Source organism: Marinobacter sp. DUT-1, from assembly GCF_050379415.1.
Taxonomy (GTDB): Bacteria; Pseudomonadota; Gammaproteobacteria; order Pseudomonadales; family Oleiphilaceae; genus Marinobacter.
On sequence record NZ_JBNRLS010000004.1, the window covers coordinates 1 to 18,935 of the forward strand.

General features: G+C 59.2%; 14 protein-coding genes. 7 read left to right on the forward strand and 7 right to left on the reverse strand.

What is annotated here, in order from left to right:
- Window positions 1-299, forward strand: a 299-nt coding sequence (locus ACQUTG_RS13225; RefSeq protein WP_428919859.1) for a hypothetical protein, incomplete at its 5' end; no start/stop codon positions are given.
- Here the strand turns inward: ACQUTG_RS13225 and purT are convergent.
- The 4 genes from purT to ACQUTG_RS13245 are packed head-to-tail and all read right to left on the reverse strand — an operon-like array spanning window position 265 to window position 2,764.
- Complete coding sequence (gene purT / locus ACQUTG_RS13230) at window positions 265-1,461, reverse strand: formate-dependent phosphoribosylglycinamide formyltransferase (RefSeq protein ID WP_428919860.1); 1,197 nt, start codon at window positions 1,459-1,461, stop codon at window positions 265-267. The two genes, ACQUTG_RS13225 and purT, sit on opposite strands and share 35 nt — an antisense overlap.
- 1 nt (window position 1,462) lies before the next feature.
- Window positions 1,463-1,645: a DUF1289 domain-containing protein gene (locus ACQUTG_RS13235; RefSeq protein ID WP_428919861.1), complete on the reverse strand. Its 183-nt coding sequence runs from the start codon at window positions 1,643-1,645 to the stop codon at window positions 1,463-1,465.
- On the reverse strand, window positions 1,642-2,175 hold the full coding sequence (locus tag ACQUTG_RS13240) for a gamma carbonic anhydrase family protein (protein WP_428919862.1): 534 nt from the start codon (window positions 2,173-2,175) through the stop codon (window positions 1,642-1,644). Before ACQUTG_RS13240 ends, ACQUTG_RS13235 begins: the two co-directional genes overlap by 4 nt.
- A gap of 1 nt (window position 2,176) precedes the next feature.
- On the reverse strand, window positions 2,177-2,764 hold the full coding sequence (locus ACQUTG_RS13245) for an NUDIX hydrolase (RefSeq protein ID WP_428919863.1): 588 nt from the start codon (window positions 2,762-2,764) through the stop codon (window positions 2,177-2,179).
- A 97-nt stretch (window positions 2,765-2,861) separates the two neighbouring features.
- Here ACQUTG_RS13245 and ACQUTG_RS13250 point away from each other — a divergent pair, with 97 nt between their 5' ends.
- On the forward strand, window positions 2,862-3,416 hold the full coding sequence (locus tag ACQUTG_RS13250) for an NUDIX hydrolase (protein WP_428919864.1): 555 nt from the start codon (window positions 2,862-2,864) through the stop codon (window positions 3,414-3,416).
- On the opposite strand, the gene ACQUTG_RS13255 is transcribed toward ACQUTG_RS13250, so the two are convergent.
- A complete protein-coding gene (locus ACQUTG_RS13255; RefSeq protein WP_428919865.1) occupies window positions 3,417-3,728 on the reverse strand; it encodes an NGG1p interacting factor NIF3 in 312 nt (103 codons plus the stop codon).
- Between the two features lie 414 nt (window positions 3,729-4,142).
- Window positions 4,143-8,048 carry a phosphoribosylformylglycinamidine synthase gene (gene purL, locus ACQUTG_RS13260; protein ID WP_428919866.1) on the reverse strand — a complete coding sequence of 1,302 codons (3,906 nt, stop codon included), beginning with the start codon at window positions 8,046-8,048 and terminating at the stop codon, window positions 4,143-4,145.
- A 279-nt stretch (window positions 8,049-8,327) separates the two neighbouring features.
- On the opposite strand from purL, the gene mltF reads away from it, so the two are divergent.
- A complete protein-coding gene (gene mltF / locus ACQUTG_RS13265; RefSeq protein WP_428919867.1) occupies window positions 8,328-9,845 on the forward strand; it encodes a membrane-bound lytic murein transglycosylase MltF in 1,518 nt (505 codons plus the stop codon).
- A 12-nt stretch (window positions 9,846-9,857) separates the two neighbouring features.
- Here the strand turns inward: mltF and ACQUTG_RS13270 are convergent, their stop codons facing one another.
- On the reverse strand, window positions 9,858-10,337 hold the full coding sequence (locus ACQUTG_RS13270) for a regulatory protein RecX (RefSeq protein ID WP_428919868.1): 480 nt from the start codon (window positions 10,335-10,337) through the stop codon (window positions 9,858-9,860).
- 188 nt (window positions 10,338-10,525) lie between these two features.
- Between ACQUTG_RS13270 and ACQUTG_RS13275 the strand changes: the two genes are divergently transcribed.
- The 4 genes from ACQUTG_RS13275 (at window position 10,526) to ACQUTG_RS13290 (ending at window position 18,921) form a co-directional block, all read left to right on the forward strand.
- Complete coding sequence (locus ACQUTG_RS13275; protein ID WP_428919869.1) at window positions 10,526-12,991, forward strand: DUF349 domain-containing protein; 2,466 nt, start codon at window positions 10,526-10,528, stop codon at window positions 12,989-12,991.
- Window positions 12,992-13,141: 150 nt separating this feature from the next.
- Window positions 13,142-14,350 (forward strand): acetyl-CoA C-acetyltransferase, encoded by a 1,209-nt coding sequence (locus ACQUTG_RS13280; protein WP_428919870.1) that lies wholly within the window; start codon window positions 13,142-13,144, stop codon window positions 14,348-14,350.
- 29 nt (window positions 14,351-14,379) lie between these two features.
- Window positions 14,380-16,530 (forward strand): 3-hydroxyacyl-CoA dehydrogenase NAD-binding domain-containing protein, encoded by a 2,151-nt coding sequence (locus ACQUTG_RS13285; protein ID WP_428919871.1) that lies wholly within the window; start codon window positions 14,380-14,382, stop codon window positions 16,528-16,530.
- Window positions 16,531-16,749: 219 nt separating this feature from the next.
- Entirely contained in the window at window positions 16,750-18,921 is a 2,172-nt protein-coding gene (locus tag ACQUTG_RS13290) for a carboxy terminal-processing peptidase (protein WP_428919872.1), read from the forward strand.
- Window positions 18,922-18,935: the final 14 nt, after the last annotated feature.

The window sequence follows — 18,935 nt, forward strand, 5'->3', positions numbered from 1 at the left end:
GAAGAAATCTTGAAACCATTTTCTTCAAAACTTTCAAGCAGTTACTCCCTCGGGCCGCCGCTGCGTCAGTGGCTTGTCCCTCAGAAGTGGTGCGCATTCTACAGCCCTCAGGAAAACTGTCAACGACCAATTTCGGTTTATTTTCCGGTGCTTCGGTTTCCACCTATTCGACCGGTCAAACGCCGAACAGTTCGATCAAAAACTATACTGAAAATGCACCACCCTGCAAATACCCCGAGGGACGTAATCCACCCAGGGAGAAAATCAGACCTCTACCTTTACTGCAGCGGCAACGTTAAGGGCCTTCGCCCTGGCCTCTTCTATTGACTCTCCCCGGGCCAGCGCCACCCCCATCCGTCGCCTTCCTTTGAGTTCGGGCTTACCAAACAGGCGCAGCTGTGTATCCGGCTCAGTCAAAGCAGATTGCAGATCAGCGTATGCCACCTCGCCGGAATCACCTTCAGGAAGTACCACGGCCGATGCGCTCGGGCCGTTCTGACGGATAGCGGGAACCGGCAGGCCAAGGATCGCGCGAGCGTGAAGCGCGAACTCGGAAAGATCCTGGGAGACGAGCGTTACCAGACCGGTATCATGGGGGCGCGGAGATACTTCGGAAAACCAGACATCGTCTCCTTTAACAAACAGCTCCACACCGTAGATTCCGTAGCCTCCCAGATCTTCAACCACGGCGGCGGCGATCTCACGGGACCGTTCCAGCGCCCTGGCCGACATCGGCTGGGGCTGCCAGGACTCCCGGTAGTCGCCATCCTCCTGGCGATGACCAATCGGCTCGCAAAAGGAGATCCCATCACGATGACGCAAGGTCAGAAGGGTGATCTCATAATCAAAGTCCACGAAGCCTTCAACGATCACCCGCCCCTTACCGGCGCGCCCCCCACTTTGCGCGTACTCCCAGGCAGCCTCGATGTCACCCTCGGTCTTGACCGTACTCTGCCCTTTACCGGAGGAGCTCATCACCGGCTTGACCACCAGGGGTAAACCAACCACCCCTACAGCCGCCAGGTACTCCTCTTTGTTACCGGCAAAGCGGTAGGGTGACGTGGGCAGGCCAAGCTCCTCGGCAGCCAGCCGACGAATCCCTTCCCGGTTCATGGTCAGGTTAACCGCCCGGGCAGTCGGGATAACCCGGTACCCCTCTTCCTCCAGCTTCACCAACTCCGGGGTAGCGATCGCCTCGATCTCCGGAACAATCAGATTCGGCTTCTCCTGCTCGATCACTGAACGCAACGCTACCGCATCCAGCATATCGATCACGTGGGAGCGATGAGCAACCTGCATTGCCGGCGCGTTGGCATAGCGATCAACGGCAATCACTTCCACGCCGTAACGCTGCAACTCGATGACCACTTCCTTGCCAAGTTCACCGGAGCCGCAAAACAACACCTTGAAGGCATTGTTCTTTAAAGGAGTACCGATACGTACGCTGCTGTTATCTGTCATGTCAAAGGACCACCTTTTCTTCTCGCTTTGCCACCTGGCGCAGAACTTCCCTTCGCTCATCGTTACTCATCTGGGTCCAGCGCAGGATTTCGTCCCCGGTACGATGACATCCGATACAGACATCGTTCTCGTCCAGGGCACACACACTCACGCAGGGTGAGCGGACTTTATCGGATACGTTCATTTATCGGGATCGCAGGCTGTCAGTTGTTGAATGTACCGGGCGCCATTCTCGACGTAATGGGCTGCACTCATCTCCAGCATCTTCTTCTGGTTGTCGTTCAATTCGCGCTTGATCTTGCCCGGGGAGCCGACCACCATGGATCCGTCCGGGATCTCCATGCCCTCCGGGATCAGGGTATTGGCACCGATCAGGCAATGCTTGCCGATTTTGGCGCCGTTCAGCACAACCGCGTTGATTCCGATCAGAGAATAGTCGCCGATCTCACATCCGTGAAGCATGACCTTGTGGCCAACCGTCACCCCCCGACCAAGGGTCAGAGGAATCCCCGGATCGGTATGGAGCACCGAGCCATCCTGAACATTGGTTTCCGGGCCGATAGTGATCAGCTCGTTGTCACCGCGGATGACCACGTTGTACCAGACACTGCTCTTTTCCATCAGCTTGACGTTGCCGATCACGGTCGCATTGTGGGCAACAAACTGGTCGTCGCCTTCCAGCTGCGGCCTCCGCTCTCCAAGTTCATAAAACATGTCAGCCTCCTTGAGGGGGTTCCAGCAAATCAATCCGGGCATCGTACACGGCGTTCAGGAAGTCAACCAGAACCACCGCGGACAGGCCCCATATCTGGTAACGCTCCCAGCGATAGCAGGGAACGTAGAACGTATTGTTGAGAAAACTGAGGGCATCGGTTCGTTCCCGACGGTCTTCCAGGAAAAATGACAGGGGAACGCGGAACACACTCTCGATTTCAGCCGGGTTGGGCTCCAGAGAGTGATCAGCCGGCACCACGCCAACGTAGGGAGTCACCAGGATACCGTAGCGGGACATGACCTGACTCAGCGGAGCAATTACCTCCACCTGATCCGGTGGCAGGCCGATTTCCTCATGGGTTTCCCGCAGTGCCGTTGCTGCCAGAGACGGATCCCCGGGATCCCGCTTTCCGCCCGGATAGGCCACCTGCCCCCGGTGGGTGCTCAAATTGGAGGAACGGAGCGTAAACACCATTTCCGGATTACGGGGATCATCGGTAACCGGCACCAGAATCCCGGCTTCGGGATAATCAAGGGCGAGCTGTTGTGGGGCATAGCCAGCCAGTCGCTCAGTGAGAAAATCTCGCAAATCTGGTCTCCCGGGAACTTCTTTCTGTTAGGTGAGACAGCAGCAGTCGGTATCGTTAAACTGACTACCAAAACCAATTCAGTATACGGGGAAAATCATGAAGTACTGCAGCACATGCGGCCATCCGGTGGAACAACGCATCCCCGAAGGCGATAACCGGCACCGCTATGTCTGTGTCAGCTGCGAGACCATACATTACCAGAACCCGCGGATTATCGCCGGTACGGTTCCGATCTGGGAAGGCAGGATTTTGCTCTGCAAACGCGCCATCGAACCCAGGTACGGATACTGGACCCTTCCTGCGGGGTTCATGGAGAACGCCGAAACCACCATTGAGGCCGCGGCGCGGGAAACTCGTGAAGAGGCCCTGGCCGAAGTGGATATCCATGGCCTGTTCTCGATCATTGATGTTCCACACATCAACCAGGTCCACATGTTTTACCGGGCCACCCTTATCGAGGGCAGGTTTGGTGCCGGGGAGGAATCCCTGGAGTCCAGATTGTTTGCGGTAGAGGACATCCCCTGGGATGAAATCTCTTTCCCAACGGTGCGCAAAACCCTGGAACTGTTCCTCGAAGACATGAAGACAGAAAACTACCAGGTTCACCTCAAGGACATCCGGCGACCGATGTCTGCCTCGGGCAAGGCCTGATCAGAGATCCTCGATTCGGAATACCTCATAGGCAGGCTCCTCATAGGGATGAGCCTGCTTGAGGGCTTCCAAGGCGTCATAAATAAGACTGTCCTCACAGACCAACTCCACCTTGAACTCATCCACTATCTCGACCTCACCCTGCGAGCCTAGATAGGGATCACTGCCTTCCAGCGGACGGAACTGGCCCTGCCCCCTGCACTGCCAGGCACAACTGTCGTAGTCACCAATCCGGCCAGCCCCCGCCGCAAATAATGCCTGCTTGGTTTGCTCAAGGTAAGATTCCGGAACGAAATAACACATCTTGTACATGAAACCTCCTGCGAGATCGGATATTTTTTGTACAGATTAATAGCTTAGAAACTTACCCACAGAATCTGTGGATAACTCTGGGGAAAGTTTTTGGGAACATGCCCCGAACCCCCATGATTACTGGACTCAACTCAAATTGGCGACAAATTGGCCCAACTCATAAAAATGTTATATTTCAATATCTTATGATATCCGGCCAATTATTGAACCAATTTCCCGGGTTTTGTGCACAGATCACACAACGAAGCACCGAGAATGTGCATAAAATAATTGAGTCAAGGAAATTTTTGCAAAATTCGGCGTGTTTTCCCCTTGAAAATCGCCCCGAAAAGGAGCATATGCCGAAACAAAAAAGCCGGCGCCGGAAAAGCTCTGCAAGAGCATCTCCGACACCGGCTTCCGGTTCAATGCCGTTTAGCCGAACCAACGCCTCGCATTACGGAACATCCGCAGCCAGGGACCATCTTCCTGCCATCCTTCCGGGCGCCAGGAGTGCTGAACCGCACGGAAAACCCGTTCCGGGTGAGGCATCATGATCGTCACACGTCCATCGCGGGTGGTAACACCGGTGATACCATCCTCCGAACCGTTGGGATTGTATGGATAACGGGTGGTTGTCTGACCCCGATTATCAACATAGCGCAAGGCAACCAGCTCGTTCTCGGACAACGCGGCGGCAGAGGCGCCCGAGGGGAACTCAACCCGACCCTCGCCATGCGCTACGGCGATGGGCATCCGGGAGCCGGCCATACCGTCGAGGAACGCGGACGGCGAGGAAGCGACTTCCACCATCACCAATCGGGCCTCGAACTGTTCGGACTGGTTACGCACAAAGCGCGGCCAACCTTCACTGCCTGGAATCAGCTCGTGGAGATTGGACAGCATCTGGCAGCCGTTACAGACGCCCAGCGCAAGCGTATCCTGGCGGTTGAAAAAGTGGGCGAACTGATCCCGAACCCGGTCGCTGAACAGGATGGACTTTGCCCAACCCTCGCCAGCCCCCAGGACATCGCCGTACGAGAAGCCACCGCAGGCTACCAGGCTATTGAAACCATCCAGCGTCACACGCCCGGCAAGCAAGTCACTCATGTGCACGTCAACCGCGTCGAAGCCGGCACGATCGAATGCCGCCGCCATCTCCACCTGGCCGTTCACACCCTGCTCACGCATGACCGCGACTTTCGGGCGGGCGCCGGTGTTGATGTAAGGGGCAGCAACGTCCTCGTTGATATCGAAGCTCAGATCAACATGCAGACCCGGATCTTCTGCATCCAGCAGGTTATCGAACTCTTCCTGGGCACAGTCGGCGTTATCCCTGAGGGACTGTATCCGGTAGCTGGTCTCCGCCCACAGACGCTGAAGTTCTGAACGAGGCTCGTCCACCACTTTCTCACCCTCGAAGCTCAGGCGCAGGCGATCGTCCTCGTTCAGGGTACCGATTACACTGGTGTGATCGCCCAGGCCGGCGCCGGAGAACTGCTGCAAAACGAACCCGGTGTCCTCGCGGCGAACCTGGATGACCGCCCCGAGCTCCTCGTTGAAAAGTTCACGGGCGAACTGGGAGGCATCTTCAGCCAGGCCATCGAGCTTGATATCCACACCGGTACGACCGGCAAAGCACATTTCCGCCAGGGTTACGAACAGACCGCCGTCGGACCGGTCGTGGTAGGCAAGCAGTTTGCCGTCCGCATTCAGACCCTGAATGACTGCGAAGAACGCCTTGATGTCTTCCGGGTCATCCAGATCCGGTGCCACCGCACCCACATGGCGATAGACCTGGGCCAGGGCGGAGCCGCCAAGACGGTTCTGGCCGGCCGCCAGATCCACCAGGATCAGGTCAGTTTCACCGGCATAGGTGACCAGTTCAGGCGTCAGGGTACGGGCAATGTCGGTCACCGGCGCGAAACCGCTGATGATCAGGGACAGGGGCGCGGTCACACTCTTCTGCTCACCGCTTTCCTCTTCCCAGGTGGTCTTCATGGACATGGAGTCCTTGCCAACCGGGATGGTGATACCCAGCGCCGGGCACAAGTCCATACCCACCGCACGCACGGTTTCATACAGGTTTTCGTCCTCACCCGGATGGCCGGCTGCTGCCATCCAGTTCGCGGACAGGCGAATATCGGACAGGTTGGCAATCGGCGCCGCAGCCAGGTTGGTGATCACCTCACCCACGGCCATACGACCAGATGCCGGCGCATCAATGACCGCAACCGGGGTGCGTTCGCCCATGGCCATGGCTTCACCGGTGCGCACATCGAAAGAGCTTGCAGTGACCGCTACATCGCTGACAGGTACCTGCCAGGGGCCGACCATCTGGTCGCGGGCCACCAGGCCGGTAATGGTCCGGTCACCGATAGTGATCAGGAAGCTCTTGGACCCCACAGAGGGTAAACGCAGTACCCGGCGGATCGCGTCATTCACATCAATCCTGGTGGAATCGAAGATTGGCTTGGTGAACGAGGAGCGGCTGACGCTCCGGTGCATACGGGGCGGCTTGCCGAACAGGACTTCCATCGGCAGGTCCACGGGCTTGTCGTCAAAGTACGAATCGCCAAGCGCGAGGTGATGTTCTTCGGTGGCCTCGCCTATGACCGCGTAAGGGCAACGCTCGCGACGACAGAGGGCATCGAACAGATCCAGGTTCTCCGGCGCCACGGCCATCACATAACGTTCCTGGGACTCGTTGCACCAGATCTCCAGCGGAGACATACCGGGCTCATCACTGGGAATATCACGGAGCTCGAATTTGCCGCCGCGGCCGCCGTCCTTGACCAGCTCAGGCATGGCGTTGGAGAGACCACCCGCACCGACATCGTGAATGAAGCAGATCGGGTTTTGATCGCCCATCTGCCAGCAGCGATCAATCACCTCCTGGCAACGACGCTCCATCTCCGGGTTGTCCCGTTGCACGGAAGCAAAATCCAGATTTTCGTTACTGGAACCGGAATCCATGGACGAGGCGGCACCACCGCCCAGGCCGATCAGCATCGACGGACCGCCCAGTACAATCAGCTTGGCGCCAACCGGGATGTTGCCCTTCTCCACATGCTGCTCGCGAATGTTGCCGAGGCCGCCGGCAATCATGATTGGCTTGTGGTAGCCACGGACTTCCTCACCAGCCGGGCCCGGTACCTTCTCTTCGAAGGTACGGAAATAGCCCGCCAGGTTCGGGCGGCCGAATTCGTTGTTGAACGAAGCACCGCCAATCGGGCCCTCGATCATGATATCCAGCGCAGAGGCGATCCGGTCCGGCTTGCCGTAGCCGATTTCCCACGGTTGGGGATCATCCGGCAGGTTCAGGTTCGATACCGTGAACCCCGTCAGCCCCGCCTTCGGCTTGGAGCCGCGACCGGTGGCGCCCTCGTCCCGGATCTCGCCGCCGGAACCGGTAGCAGAACCCTCCGCAGGTGCGATCGCCGTCGGGTGGTTGTGGGTCTCCACTTTCATCAGGATGTGGATGTCTTCCTCGTTGTAACCGTACACACCGGTCTCGGGGTCCGGGAAAAAGCGGCCACCACGACTACCACGGATCACGGAGGCGTTGTCCTTGTATGCGGACAGCACACCCTCGCTATTCATCTCATAGGTGTTCCGGATCATCGCAAACAGGGATTTCTCCTGGCCCTCACCATCGATATCCCAGGAGGCGTTGAAGATCTTGTGGCGGCAATGCTCGGAGTTCGCCTGGGCGAACATCATCAGCTCGACGTCAGTCGGGTCACGCTGGAGATCGGTGAAGGATTTCACCAGGTAATCAATCTCGTCATCCGCCAGCGCAAGGCCCAGGTTCCGGTTTGCTTTGACCAGGGCATCACGACCACCCGCCAGCACCGGCACGCGGCCCAGGGTGCGGGGCTCTTCGTGGCTGAACAGCAGTTCGGCGCCGCCCATCTCGTGAAACACCTTCTGGGTCATCCGGTCATGCAGCAGCGCGGCGATCTTTTCACGCTGATCGAGGCCAAGTTTCCTGGTGGCCCGGATATAATAGGCGACCCCCCGTTCGATGCGATGGATCTGACGCAGTCCGCAGTTACGGGCGATGTCTGTCGCCTTGCTCGACCAGGGGGACAGGGTGCCGGGTCTCGGTACCACGAGGAACAGAACACCATCCGGCTCCTCTACCGGAACGCTGGGCCCGTAGACCAGAAGGCGGTCGAGAATAGCCTGTTCGGAATCGGAGAGATCAAATTCCAGGTCCACAAAGTGCATGAACTCTGCATAGACGTGTTGGACTTCAGGAACAATCTCCTGAATTCGGGAATGCAGTTTGCGGGAGCGGAAAGGCGAAAGCGCGGGTGCGCCGCGAAGTTCAAGCATGATATCAACCTGTATCGCGCGAAAAGAGGAAGTCCGGTGCTATTTGAAAGGCCGCAATGATACTTGAAAGCGCATCGAGGATACAGCGCCGCTGCGGTTATTCCGGACTGTAAAATTGACATTATTTTGCACATTAATTGAGCAACTTTATTGACCATCCGCGACGGGGCGGGGATCATGGTTAGCGTGGCAACGGACGCTACGCACAGCATGACAAAGGAATACGCTCACCGAAACCGAGCGTATCTGGCTGATACAGCTGCTACGGAGATCAGGGATTTGTCCAGATTTTTCAATCACCTCGGCGCCTTTCCGGCGCGTTTTGTGTTTCTGTTAGGAGCCACGCTGGCTCTGACGGGTTGCTCGCGCCCGAGTACCGTCCAGGAAGTACAGAATGAAGGTGTTCTCCACGTCATCACCCGGATTGCGCCCTCCATGTATTTCAAGGGTCGAGAAGGGGTAACGGGCTATGACTATGAGCTCGCAAAGCGGTTTGCCGACGAAATCGGTGTCGAACTGAAGGTACGCGTTGCCGACGACAACACGGAAATCCTTTCGGTACTGGAGCGCAACTACGCCCACATCGGCATGGCCGGAGTGTCTCTGCAGCCCGACTTCGAGGACAAATACGAGGCCATCCCCACCGGCATCCAGGCTCAGTCCGTTGTAGTCTATCACCGGGACATGGAGCACCCCGAGTCCCTCGACTCCCTGGCCGGGCAAACGCTCCACCTGATTGCCGACAGCGATCACGAACACCTCATGGAGGCGTCCGCTTCCGAGGCAGACATTTCATGGGAGGTTCATCCGGGGCTCGATGCTCCGGGCGTACTGGCACGGGTTGAGAGTGGTGAATTCCCGTTTGCCGTGGTGTCCTCCAACGAACTCGAGCTTAACCACGTTTTTTACCCGCACGTGAAAGAGGCGTTCAGCCTCGGCGAACCGCGGGAACTGGTATGGCTGTTCCCGAAAGAACAGGACGGCACCCTGGTCCAGGCCGCCGAGCAGTTCCTTCAGCGGCTGCAGAACGACGGCGTGCTGGCGCAATTGTCAGAGCGTTTTTACGGGCACCTGGACCGGTTGAACTATGTCGGCGCCCGCACATTCATGCACCACGTGGAAAACCGCCTTCCGAAGTACGAGAAGCTGTTCCGGGACTATGCCCGGGACTTCAACATGGACTGGCGCCTGCTCGCAGCCATCGGTTACCAGGAGTCACACTGGCGGCCGAATGCCGTCTCACCCACCGGTGTCCGCGGCCTGATGATGCTGACCCGCAATACAGCAAGCTACGTCGGCATCAACAACCGACTGGACGCGGAGGAAAGTATTCAGGGCGGTGCCAAGTACTTCCAGATGGTCCACGACAAGATACCGGAGAGAATTCCCGAACCTGACCGGACCTGGTTTGCACTGGCCTCGTACAACGTTGGCTTTGGCCATCTGGAAGATGCCCGACGGCTGACCGAGAGCGCCGGCAAGGACCCGGACCGCTGGATGGACGTCAAGGAATTCCTGCCGCTGCTGGCCCAGAAGGAGTACTACACCAAGACGCGATACGGCTTTGCCCGCGGCCAGGAACCGGTGATCTACGTGCAGAATATCCGCCGCTACTACGACGTGCTGGCAAGGGTCATAACGCCCGCGCCGCCCGCGAAACCGGAAGAGCCACAGATTGTGGGAATCGAACCCGGGACAGGCTCAGCCGATTCGGGCAGCAGCGCGGAAGAACCAGCCACCTCCGCACTCAGGGCCAGCCTGCCCAAAGATCTGGGGCTGATCCCACCGACTCTCTGAGACTGCGGCGAGTCAGCCCTCCGGGAGTTCCCGGGCCTCCAGGGCCCGTTCAACCTGGGAGGCCGAGAACCCGCGGCGATTCAGGAATCTGGCCTGTCTCACCTTGGTATCCCAGTCGTCATCCAGGTCTGACAGGCCGAACCTCCGCTCCCTCAGCTTGATGGCAACCGCACACCAGTCCTCGTCGGTCATGGCGTCGAGGCACTCCGGCGTATGGTGAACGCCCCGCTGCTGCAGTTCGCCAAGTATCCTCAGGGGGCCGTAACCAAGATCCATTCTCTGGCGGGCATAGACATCCGCAAACCGGTGGTCATCAAGCCAGCCCTGTTCCTCGTACTCGTCCAGCACCTCCTCGATCAGACCACTGTCGAAGCGGCGCTGCCTGAGCTTCAGGGACAATTCCAGACGGCTGTGTTCACGGCGAGCCAGCAATCTCAGGGCAGCCGCCCGTGCTTTGTATCCCTGTTCGTCCTGATTTTCCTGTTTTGCCATTCAGACCCTTTCCGCGAACGTACCCAAAACGCTAGACTAGCCACCGATTTCCAAAGCATAGCCCGGAGCCCGTGAAAACCTGAACAGGCTTCGCGCTATGCGTGTACCCGGCTCGACAGGGCCGATGGCCGGTGACGGCTCACTTTGCCGGACACCGAGGACTGGTTTCAATCCCAAAGGACACCTTCATGGCCGCATTCATCCAGAAACTGTTCAAATCCCGCAAGTCATCAGAGACGACCGGAAAACCCCGCAAGGACGTGCCCGAACAGCCCCAGGTACCCCAGGAAGATTTGCGCGCCGACCAGAGGGAGGGCCAACTCGGATTGCTGAAGGGTTCTCCCTCACAGGAGCAGTTGGGAAAACTTGCCCTGGAGGGTGTGACCGCAGACATTCGCCTGTCCGCCGCCAAGGGCCTGACCGACCCCGAGCAACTGCAAAAGGTCCAGAAGCAGGCCAAGGGCCGGGACAAAGGTGTCTACCAGACCGTCAAACAGGCGCTGCAGGCCCACCGCCAGGAGATGGAGCGCCAGGAAAACGTTGCCCGCACCATCACGACCCTGATCAACAATGCGCAGGAGCAGGCCCGCAGCGAGGACACCAAGCTCTACCAGGCTCGCCTGGAAGCCCTGACCAACCAGTGGAAGGAACTGGAAAGCCAGGCAACGGCGGAACAGGTTCAGCAGTTCCTCGAGGCTACCCATCGTTGCCGTGAGCGCCTGCAGGAGATGGAGGCAGCCCGCCAGGAGGAAAAACGCCACAGTGAGCAACTCCGTCAGCGCGAGGAAACCCTGGAACTGCTCACAAGCACGTTGGAAGACCTCAAATCCCAGACCGGTGATTCCCTGCCCTCGCTCTCCTCCCTGGACGCACTCCAGAGAACCCAGGAGAACCGTTGGCTGGAAGCCACCCGGGATACCGACGTGTCCCGGCAGGAACAAAAGACTTACGAGTCGGCGATGCTGGCCTTGAGGAACTACCTGTCGGCCCTGCGCCGACTGACCCAGGCGCGTGAACACATCGGTGAACTCTCCGCAGCACTGGATTCAGATGAGGCGGTCACCACAGAACAGCAGGAACAGGCCAAGACCCTGATCCGCGAGATCGACTGGCCCGAGGGATTCCCGAAGCCAGCGCTGCTTGAGCCTGTGCGCAAACTGGCCGGCAAGCGTACGGAAAAACCTGCCCAGAAAGAGGACCAGGGCGACCAGAAGGCCCGTGTCGATAACCTGAAAATCACCCTGGACAAGCTGGAGTCCACTCTGGAGGCCAAGCAGTTCAGGGAATCCCGGCAACTCCTGAAGACCGCACAGAATCAGTTCCGGGACCTGGACCGGCGCCATGCCAAGCCATTCCAGGCCAGAATACAGTTGCTCACCGGCCAGTTCCGTGAACTCAGCGACTGGCAGGGTTTTGCCACCGAGCCCAAGCAGATATCCCTATGCGAGCAAATGGAGTACCTCGCCGAACAGCCCATGGAGCCAGAGGCGAAAGCCGAACGCATCAAGGAGCTGCAAACCGAATGGCGGGAGCTCGGCGGCTCCTCTGACCGGGCTCTCTGGACCCGCTTCAAGAGCGCCTCCGATCGCGCCTTCGAACCGTGCAAAGCCTATTTCGAGGCGAAATCCGGACTCAAGCAGGCCAACCTGGAAAAGCGCCAGGCCATTTGCGCCGAGCTGGAGACCTTCCTCGAGAATGCCGACTGGACCACTATCGACTGGAAAGGTGCCGAGCGTATCCACCAGACCGCCCGGCAGGAGTGGAAAGCGGCCTGGCCGGTTGAATTCCGTGACAACCGGCCGGTACAGAAACGGTTCGATGACCTGCTGAAGCGCCTCGAGTCACCGCTCGACGAGGAGCGTCGGAGAAATGAAGGCCTGAAACAGGCCATCGTGGAGAAAGCCGAGGCGCTGATCGAGCATGAACCCCTGCAGGAAGCCATGAACGAAGCCAAGGCGTTGCAGTCCGAGTGGAAAGCCATTGGCATTACCCGTCACCGTGAGGACCGCAAGCTTTGGCAAGCCTTCCGCAAAGCCTGTGACCAGATCTTTGCCCGCAGGGATGCCCAGCGCAATGCCCGGCAGCAGGCCACCGAAACCGCTGACCGGGAAGCCACGGAGCTTCTTGATCAACTGGCCGGTGTCACCGCTGACAGCTCCGCCGAGACCCTTGGAGATGCGCTGGAGAAACTCCGTGAGACGAAGGGCAACACCCTCTCCCAGGACGTGAAGGACCGCGTGCAGGCAGCCCGACTGCAGTTCCAGCAGGCCCTGGACGACAAGCTTCTGCAGCAAAAGGTCAGCCAGTGGCAAGAGCTGGTCCGGGCTCGTGGCAACGGCGGTGTGGCTCCGTCCGAGCTTCCCGGTCATTGGCAAACGCTGGCATCAAACCAGACCGGGCTGTCAGACCGGGAGCTGGTTATCCGGGCCGAAATACTGGCAGGCGCGGAATCACCCGCCGAAGACCAGCAACGCCGGATGGAAATCCAGGTTCAGCGCCTGTCGGAGGGTATGGGCAACAGCGAGCAAACCGGTGACCGCCTCTCGGAGCTGGAGAAACTGGTTGCCCAGTGGTGTCTGCAACCGTCTGACAACACCCCGGAGGCCGCCCTCTCAGAGCGGCTAAACAACGCCCTTGCGGGCGTTACCGACTGATAAAACCACTCGAGGTGCTGCCAGCCCATTGTCGTCTGAGCAATTTCGCCAATGGGATTGGCAGCCCGCGTCATTACCCACCCTGCCCTGCAGGGGCTATGGTTAGTCGACTGATAACGATAATTCGACAAAACCACCAGAGGAAAGGTAATGACCACCGAGGCGTATATCTTTGACGCAGTCCGCACCCCCCGGGGTCGTGGCAAGAAAGACGGTTCGCTGCACAGCGTCAAACCCATCACCCTGCTGACTTCAATGCTCCAATCCCTGCAGGAGCGCAACAGCCTCGACACCAGCCAGGTGGACGACATCGTCATGGGCTGCGTCACCGCAGTCGGGGACCAGGGCGCCGACATCGCCAAGACTGCAGCATTGGCGGCGGACTGGGACGAAAAAGTAGCAGGCGTTACCCTCAACCGTTTCTGTGCCTCCGGCCTGGAAGCCGTAAATCTGGCCGCCATGAAAGTCCGCTCCGGCTGGGAGGACCTGGTGGTGGCCGGTGGTGTCGAAGCCATGTCCCGCGTGCCCATGGGTTCCGACGGCGGTGCCTGGGCGACTGACCCGGAAACCAACCTGCACACCGGCTTCATGCCGCAGGGCATCGGGGCCGACCTGATCGCCACGATTGAGGGTTTCAGCCGGAAGGATGTGGACGGATTTGCCGTCCGGTCCCAACAGAAAGCGGCCAACGCCTGGGAAAAGGGTTATTTCAGCAAATCCATCATTCCTGTCACCGACCAGAACGGCGTGGTCATCCTGGACCGCGACGAACACGTGCGTGGTAACACCACCCTCGAATCCCTGGCCGGGCTCAAACCTTCCTTCCAGATGATGGGCGAAATGGGCTTTGATGGCGTCGCCCGTGAAAAATACCACTACGTTGAGAAGATCAACCACGTCCACCACGCCGGCAACTCCTCCGGCATCGTGGATGGCGCGACCGCCATGCTCATTGGCAGCGAAGTCAAGGGCAAGGCATTGGGTCTGACGCCGCGGGCTCGCATTGTCGCCACCGCGGTCACCAGCACCGACCCGACCATCATGCTGACCGGCCCTGCCCCGGCAGCCCGCAAGGCGCTGGAAAAAGCCGGCATGACTGCAGACCAGATTGATCTGTTTGAAGTGAACGAAGCCTTCGCCTCCGTGGTGATGCGCTTCCAGAGGGAACTCTCGGTTCCGGACGAGAAAGTGAACGTGAACGGTGGTGCCATCGCCATGGGCCATCCCCTGGGTGCAACCGGCGCCATCATCCTCGGTACCCTGCTGGATGAGCTGGAACGCCGAGAACTGCGCTATGGCCTCGCCACTCTCTGTGTCGGCGGCGGCATGGGCATTGCCACCATCATCGAGCGCGTTTGAACCCACGTTCCACAACAGGAGAACCGAACATGAGTGCCATCAAGTACGACCTGGGTTCAGACCAGATCCTGACCCTAACCATCGACATGCCGAACCAGTCCGCCAACACCATGAACGCGGACTTTCGCGCCGGTCTGTCCGAAACTGTCAGCCGGGTAAAGGGCGACCTTGAGAACATCCGCGGCATCATCATCACCTCGGCCAAGAAAACCTTCTTCGCCGGCGGCGACCTCAAGGAACTGCATAGCGTCACCCGGGAGCAGGCCCAGGAATTCGAAGACATGGTCAATGGCCTCAAGGCCGACCTGCGTTTCCTGGAAACTACCGGCAAACCCCTGGTGGCTGCCATCAACGGTACTGCCCTCGGTGGCGGCCTGGAAATCGCCCTGGCCTGCCATCACCGCATCGTCCTGGACGACGACACTATCCAGCTCGGCTTGCCGGAAGTCACCCTGGGCCTGCTGCCCGGTGGCGGCGGCACCCAGCGACTGCCCCGAATGATTGGCCTGGAAGCCGCTTTCCCCTTCCTCATGGAAGGCAAGAAAGTGAATCCTGAGGCGGCCCTCAAGGCCGGTATTGTGGATGAACTGGTCAGCACCCCTGAGGAACTGCTGAGTACCGCTCGGGCCTTCATTGAAGCCCACTCGGAAAAACAGCAGCCCTGGGATCAGAAAGGCTTCAAGTTTCCCGGCGGTGCACCGCACCACCCGGCCATGGCCCAGAAGCTGGCCATCGCTCCGGCCATGCTCAAGCAGAAAACCAGGGGCTGTTACCCGGCGCCTGAACGCATCCTGTCCGCCGCCGTGGAAGGCGCGCAGGTGGATTTCGATAACGGCAGCCTGATCGAGACCCGTTACTTCACCGAACTGGTGGTGGGCCAGGTCGCCAAGAACATGACGGGCACCTTCTGGTTCCAGCTCAACGCCATCAAGGCGGGTGGTAGCCGACCGGACGGCGTTGACCGTGCGACCTTCAGCAAGGTGGGCGTGCTGGGTGCGGGTATGATGGGGGCAGGCATTGCCTATGCCACCGCCGTCCGCGGTGTCGACGTTGTCCTCAAGGATGTGTCCGTGGAGAACGCCGGAAAAGGCAAACGCTATTCCGAACAGCTGCTGGACAAGAAAGTCAGCCGTGGCCGCATGACCGATGAACAGAAAACCGCCATCCTGAACCGGATTACGCCGACGGCTTCTGCCGATGATCTCGAGGGTTGCGATCTGATTATCGAGGCGGTGTTCGAGGACAGCGACCTGAAAGGCAAGGTAACCCGGGAGGCTGAGCCACAAATGGTAGCCAACGGCATCTTCGCCTCCAACACTTCCACCATCCCCATTACCCAACTGGCCGAAGCCTCCGGGAAGCCCGAGAACTTCATTGGCCTGCACTTCTTCTCGCCGGTGGACAAGATGCAGCTGGTGGAAATCATCGTGGGCGCCAAAACCTCCGATGACACCCTCGCCCGCGCCTTCGATTACGTCCAGCAGATCGGCAAGATCCCGATCGTGGTGAATGACAGCCGGGGATTCTTCACCTCCCGGGTATTCGGTACCTTCGTCAATGAAGGCATTGCCATGCTCGGCGAAGGCATTCACCCGTCGAGTATAGAAAACGCGGGTGTGCTGTCCGGCATGCCGGTTGGTCCGCTGGCAATTTCGGATGAAGTCAGCATGACCCTCATGCAACACATCCGGGATCAGAGCAGAGAGGACACCGAGGCAGCCGGCGGCACCTGGAACGCCCATCCCGCCGAGGTGATCATCGATGCGATGGTCAACGAACATGGCCGCAAGGGCAAGGCGGCCGGCGCCGGCTTCTACGAGTATCCGGACAAGGGCAAGAAATACCTCTGGCCGGAGCTTGAGAACCTGTTCGTGAACCAGGACAAGGCCCGCGCCACCTCACTGCAGGACCTCAAAGACCGAATCCTGTTCATCCAGGCCATCGAGACGGTCCGCTGCCTGGAAGAAGGCGTGCTCAGAACCGTGGAGGATGCCAACATCGGCAGCATCTTCGGTATCGGCTATGCGCCCTGGACCGGTGGTGCTATCCAGTTCATCAACCAGTATGGCGTGCGCGCCTTCACGGAGCGTGCCAAAGAGCTGGAATCGCAATTCGGCGAGCGTTTTGCGCCTCCCCGTATGCTCCTGGAGAAGGCCGAGGCCAACACAAAGTTCGCCTGACTCCGCCTCGCCGGCGGGCATTTTGCTCGCCGGCCCCTCATTCTTCCGTTTGCCTTTGCCGTTACCAACCTGACCATTTCATGGACAGATTGTCACGAACCGATACTCCCAGCCTATGGCAACGGAGATAGCGCTTGCCTACAATAAATTTATCGCTCACGGGTTCGATATCGCCATAAATGTGGCTATTGATTACCCAGCACCGTCAGGTAAGTATTTATGACCATCGCGGAAAACATGATGTCCCGTCGCCGTCCATTCACCGGTCGAGGTAAAGGCCTGTGCCGGGCGCTGGCTGTAGCCTTGCTGGTCTCGACGCCACTCGGGCTGCAGGCAAAACCGGAAGACAACAAGGTCTACGAGCCGGTTGCCCCGACCATTGACCAGGCCCGGGCCAACATTCTGATCGCCCGCCAACTGCAGTTCACCCACTTCCGGGATCTGGGCATCAGCGACGAACTTTCCGGGGACGTTTTCAGCTCTTACCTGGAATACCTCGATGGACAGAAGATCTACCTGACCCAGGCCGACATCCAGCGCTTTGACAGGGTGAAAACCCAACTGGGCTCAGCCCTGAAAACCGGCCAACTCCAGCCCGGTTTTGATATCTACAACCTGGTCCAGCAACGCATCATCGAGCGCCTCCAGTTCGCGGTGAAAACGCTCGATCAGGGCCTCGACAACCTGGACTTCTCCGCCGAGGAAACTGTCCTGCTGGACCGGTCCAAGGCAGACTGGGAGCCTGACACCGCCGCTCTCGACAGACTCTGGACCAAGCGCATCAAGAATGCGGTGCTTGCCCAGCGTCTGAACGGCACCGAAGACGACAAGATCGAAGAAAACCTGCGCCAGCGCTACGAGGGCCAGCTCAAGCGCGCCTACCAGGCTCGCAGCGAGGATGCTTTCCAGGCCTACATGAATGCCTTTACCAGCATGTGGGACCCGCACACCTCCTACTTCTCCCCCCGCACCTCCGAGAACTTCAACATCAATATGAGCCTCTCGCTGGAGGGCATCGGGGCAGTCCTGCAATCCGATAACGAATTCACCAAGGTTGTGCGCCTGGTGCCGGGTGGACCGGCCTCCAAACAGGGCCAACTGCAGCCGGCCGACCGCATCGTTGCGGTGGGCCAGGAAGGCGAAAAAACCGTTAACGTGATCGGCTGGCGCCTGGATGAAGTCGTGGATCTCATCCGCGGCCCCCGGGATTCCGTGGTGACCCTGGAGGTCATTCCCGCCAACGCCTCGGACGAGACGGTCACCAAGACCATCGCCATCAAGCGGGACGAAGTGAAACTCGAGGAGCAGAGCGCCAGCAAGGACGTGATCGAGCTCGAACGGGGCGGCGAGGACTACAAGGTGGGTGTGATCACCATCCCCACGTTCTATGCCGATTTCCAGGCCATGCAGGCCGGTGATCCGAACTACAAGAGCACGACCCGTGATGTGCGCAAGCTGATCGGCGAACTGCAGGATGATGGCATTGACGGCCTGGTTGTTGACCTGCGCAACAATGGCGGCGGCGCCCTGCATGAGGCCAACGATCTGGTCGGCCTGTTTATCGACAAGGGCCCGACAGTTCAGATCCGCAACGCCAATAATGATATCCAGGTCCTGAACGATGAAGATCCGTCAGTCGCCTACGACGGTCCCCTGGTTGTGCTGGTCAACCGTATGAGCGCCTCGGCATCGGAAATTTTTGCCGGCGCCATCCAGGATTATGGTCGCGGGCTCGTCGTGGGTTCCCAGACCTTCGGCAAAGGCACCGTACAGGCGGTTCGCCCGCTGAATCACGGTCAGCTGAAAATCACCCAGTCCAAGTTTTACCGGGTGTCCGGTGGCTCCACCCAGCATAAGGGCGTGATTCCGGATATCGAGATCCCCTCCAGGATCGACAAGACCCGGATCGGAGAGGATGCCCTCGATCATGCCCTGCCCTGGGATCAGATTGAGGCAGTGCCCCACACCCGCTACTTCGATTTCAGCGGCATCATCGGTGAGCTGCGCAAGCGCCACGAGACCCGGTTTGACACCAGTCCGGAATTCAAACTGCTTCAGAGGGAAATCGAATTCCTGGAAAAGCAGAGGCAGCTTGAGACCGTCAGCCTGAACTTCGAGGAGCGCAAGGCTCAGCATGAGCAGATCGAGCGTACCCGCCTGACCATTGCCAATGCCCGCCGGGAACTGCGCGGTGAAGAACCGTTCGACTCCCTGGAAGCCCTTGAGGACTGGCAAGACGCCCAGGCTGCCGATCTGGATACCACCGATGATGAGCTGGACTTCGTGATCCGTGAAGGCGGCCATATCATGGCGGATATGCTGGAACTGGATCAGCAGATGGCTTCCATCCTGCAGCTCCGGCACTTTGCAGTCCAGGCACCGGCTCAGTAAGCCAGCGGCCCTTT

What these genes read in the sequence shown, in the direction of transcription:
- purT (WP_428919860.1), bottom strand. Translation starts at nt 1,461, where the DNA reads ATGACAGATAACAGCAGCGTACGTATCGGTACTCCTTTAAAGAACAAT.
- ACQUTG_RS13235 (WP_428919861.1), bottom strand. Translation starts at nt 1,645, where the DNA reads ATGAACGTATCCGATAAAGTCCGCTCACCCTGCGTGAGTGTGTGTGCC.
- ACQUTG_RS13240 (WP_428919862.1), bottom strand. Translation starts at nt 2,175, where the DNA reads ATGTTTTATGAACTTGGAGAGCGGAGGCCGCAGCTGGAAGGCGACGAC.
- ACQUTG_RS13250 (WP_428919864.1), top strand. Translation starts at nt 2,862, where the DNA reads ATGAAGTACTGCAGCACATGCGGCCATCCGGTGGAACAACGCATCCCC.
- ACQUTG_RS13255 (WP_428919865.1), bottom strand. Translation starts at nt 3,728, where the DNA reads ATGTACAAGATGTGTTATTTCGTTCCGGAATCTTACCTTGAGCAAACC.
- purL (WP_428919866.1), bottom strand. Translation starts at nt 8,048, where the DNA reads ATGCTTGAACTTCGCGGCGCACCCGCGCTTTCGCCTTTCCGCTCCCGC.
- ACQUTG_RS13270 (WP_428919868.1), bottom strand. Translation starts at nt 10,337, where the DNA reads ATGGCAAAACAGGAAAATCAGGACGAACAGGGATACAAAGCACGGGCG.
- ACQUTG_RS13275 (WP_428919869.1), top strand. Translation starts at nt 10,526, where the DNA reads ATGGCCGCATTCATCCAGAAACTGTTCAAATCCCGCAAGTCATCAGAG.
- ACQUTG_RS13280 (WP_428919870.1), top strand. Translation starts at nt 13,142, where the DNA reads ATGACCACCGAGGCGTATATCTTTGACGCAGTCCGCACCCCCCGGGGT.
- ACQUTG_RS13285 (WP_428919871.1), top strand. Translation starts at nt 14,380, where the DNA reads ATGAGTGCCATCAAGTACGACCTGGGTTCAGACCAGATCCTGACCCTA.
- ACQUTG_RS13290 (WP_428919872.1), top strand. Translation starts at nt 16,750, where the DNA reads ATGACCATCGCGGAAAACATGATGTCCCGTCGCCGTCCATTCACCGGT.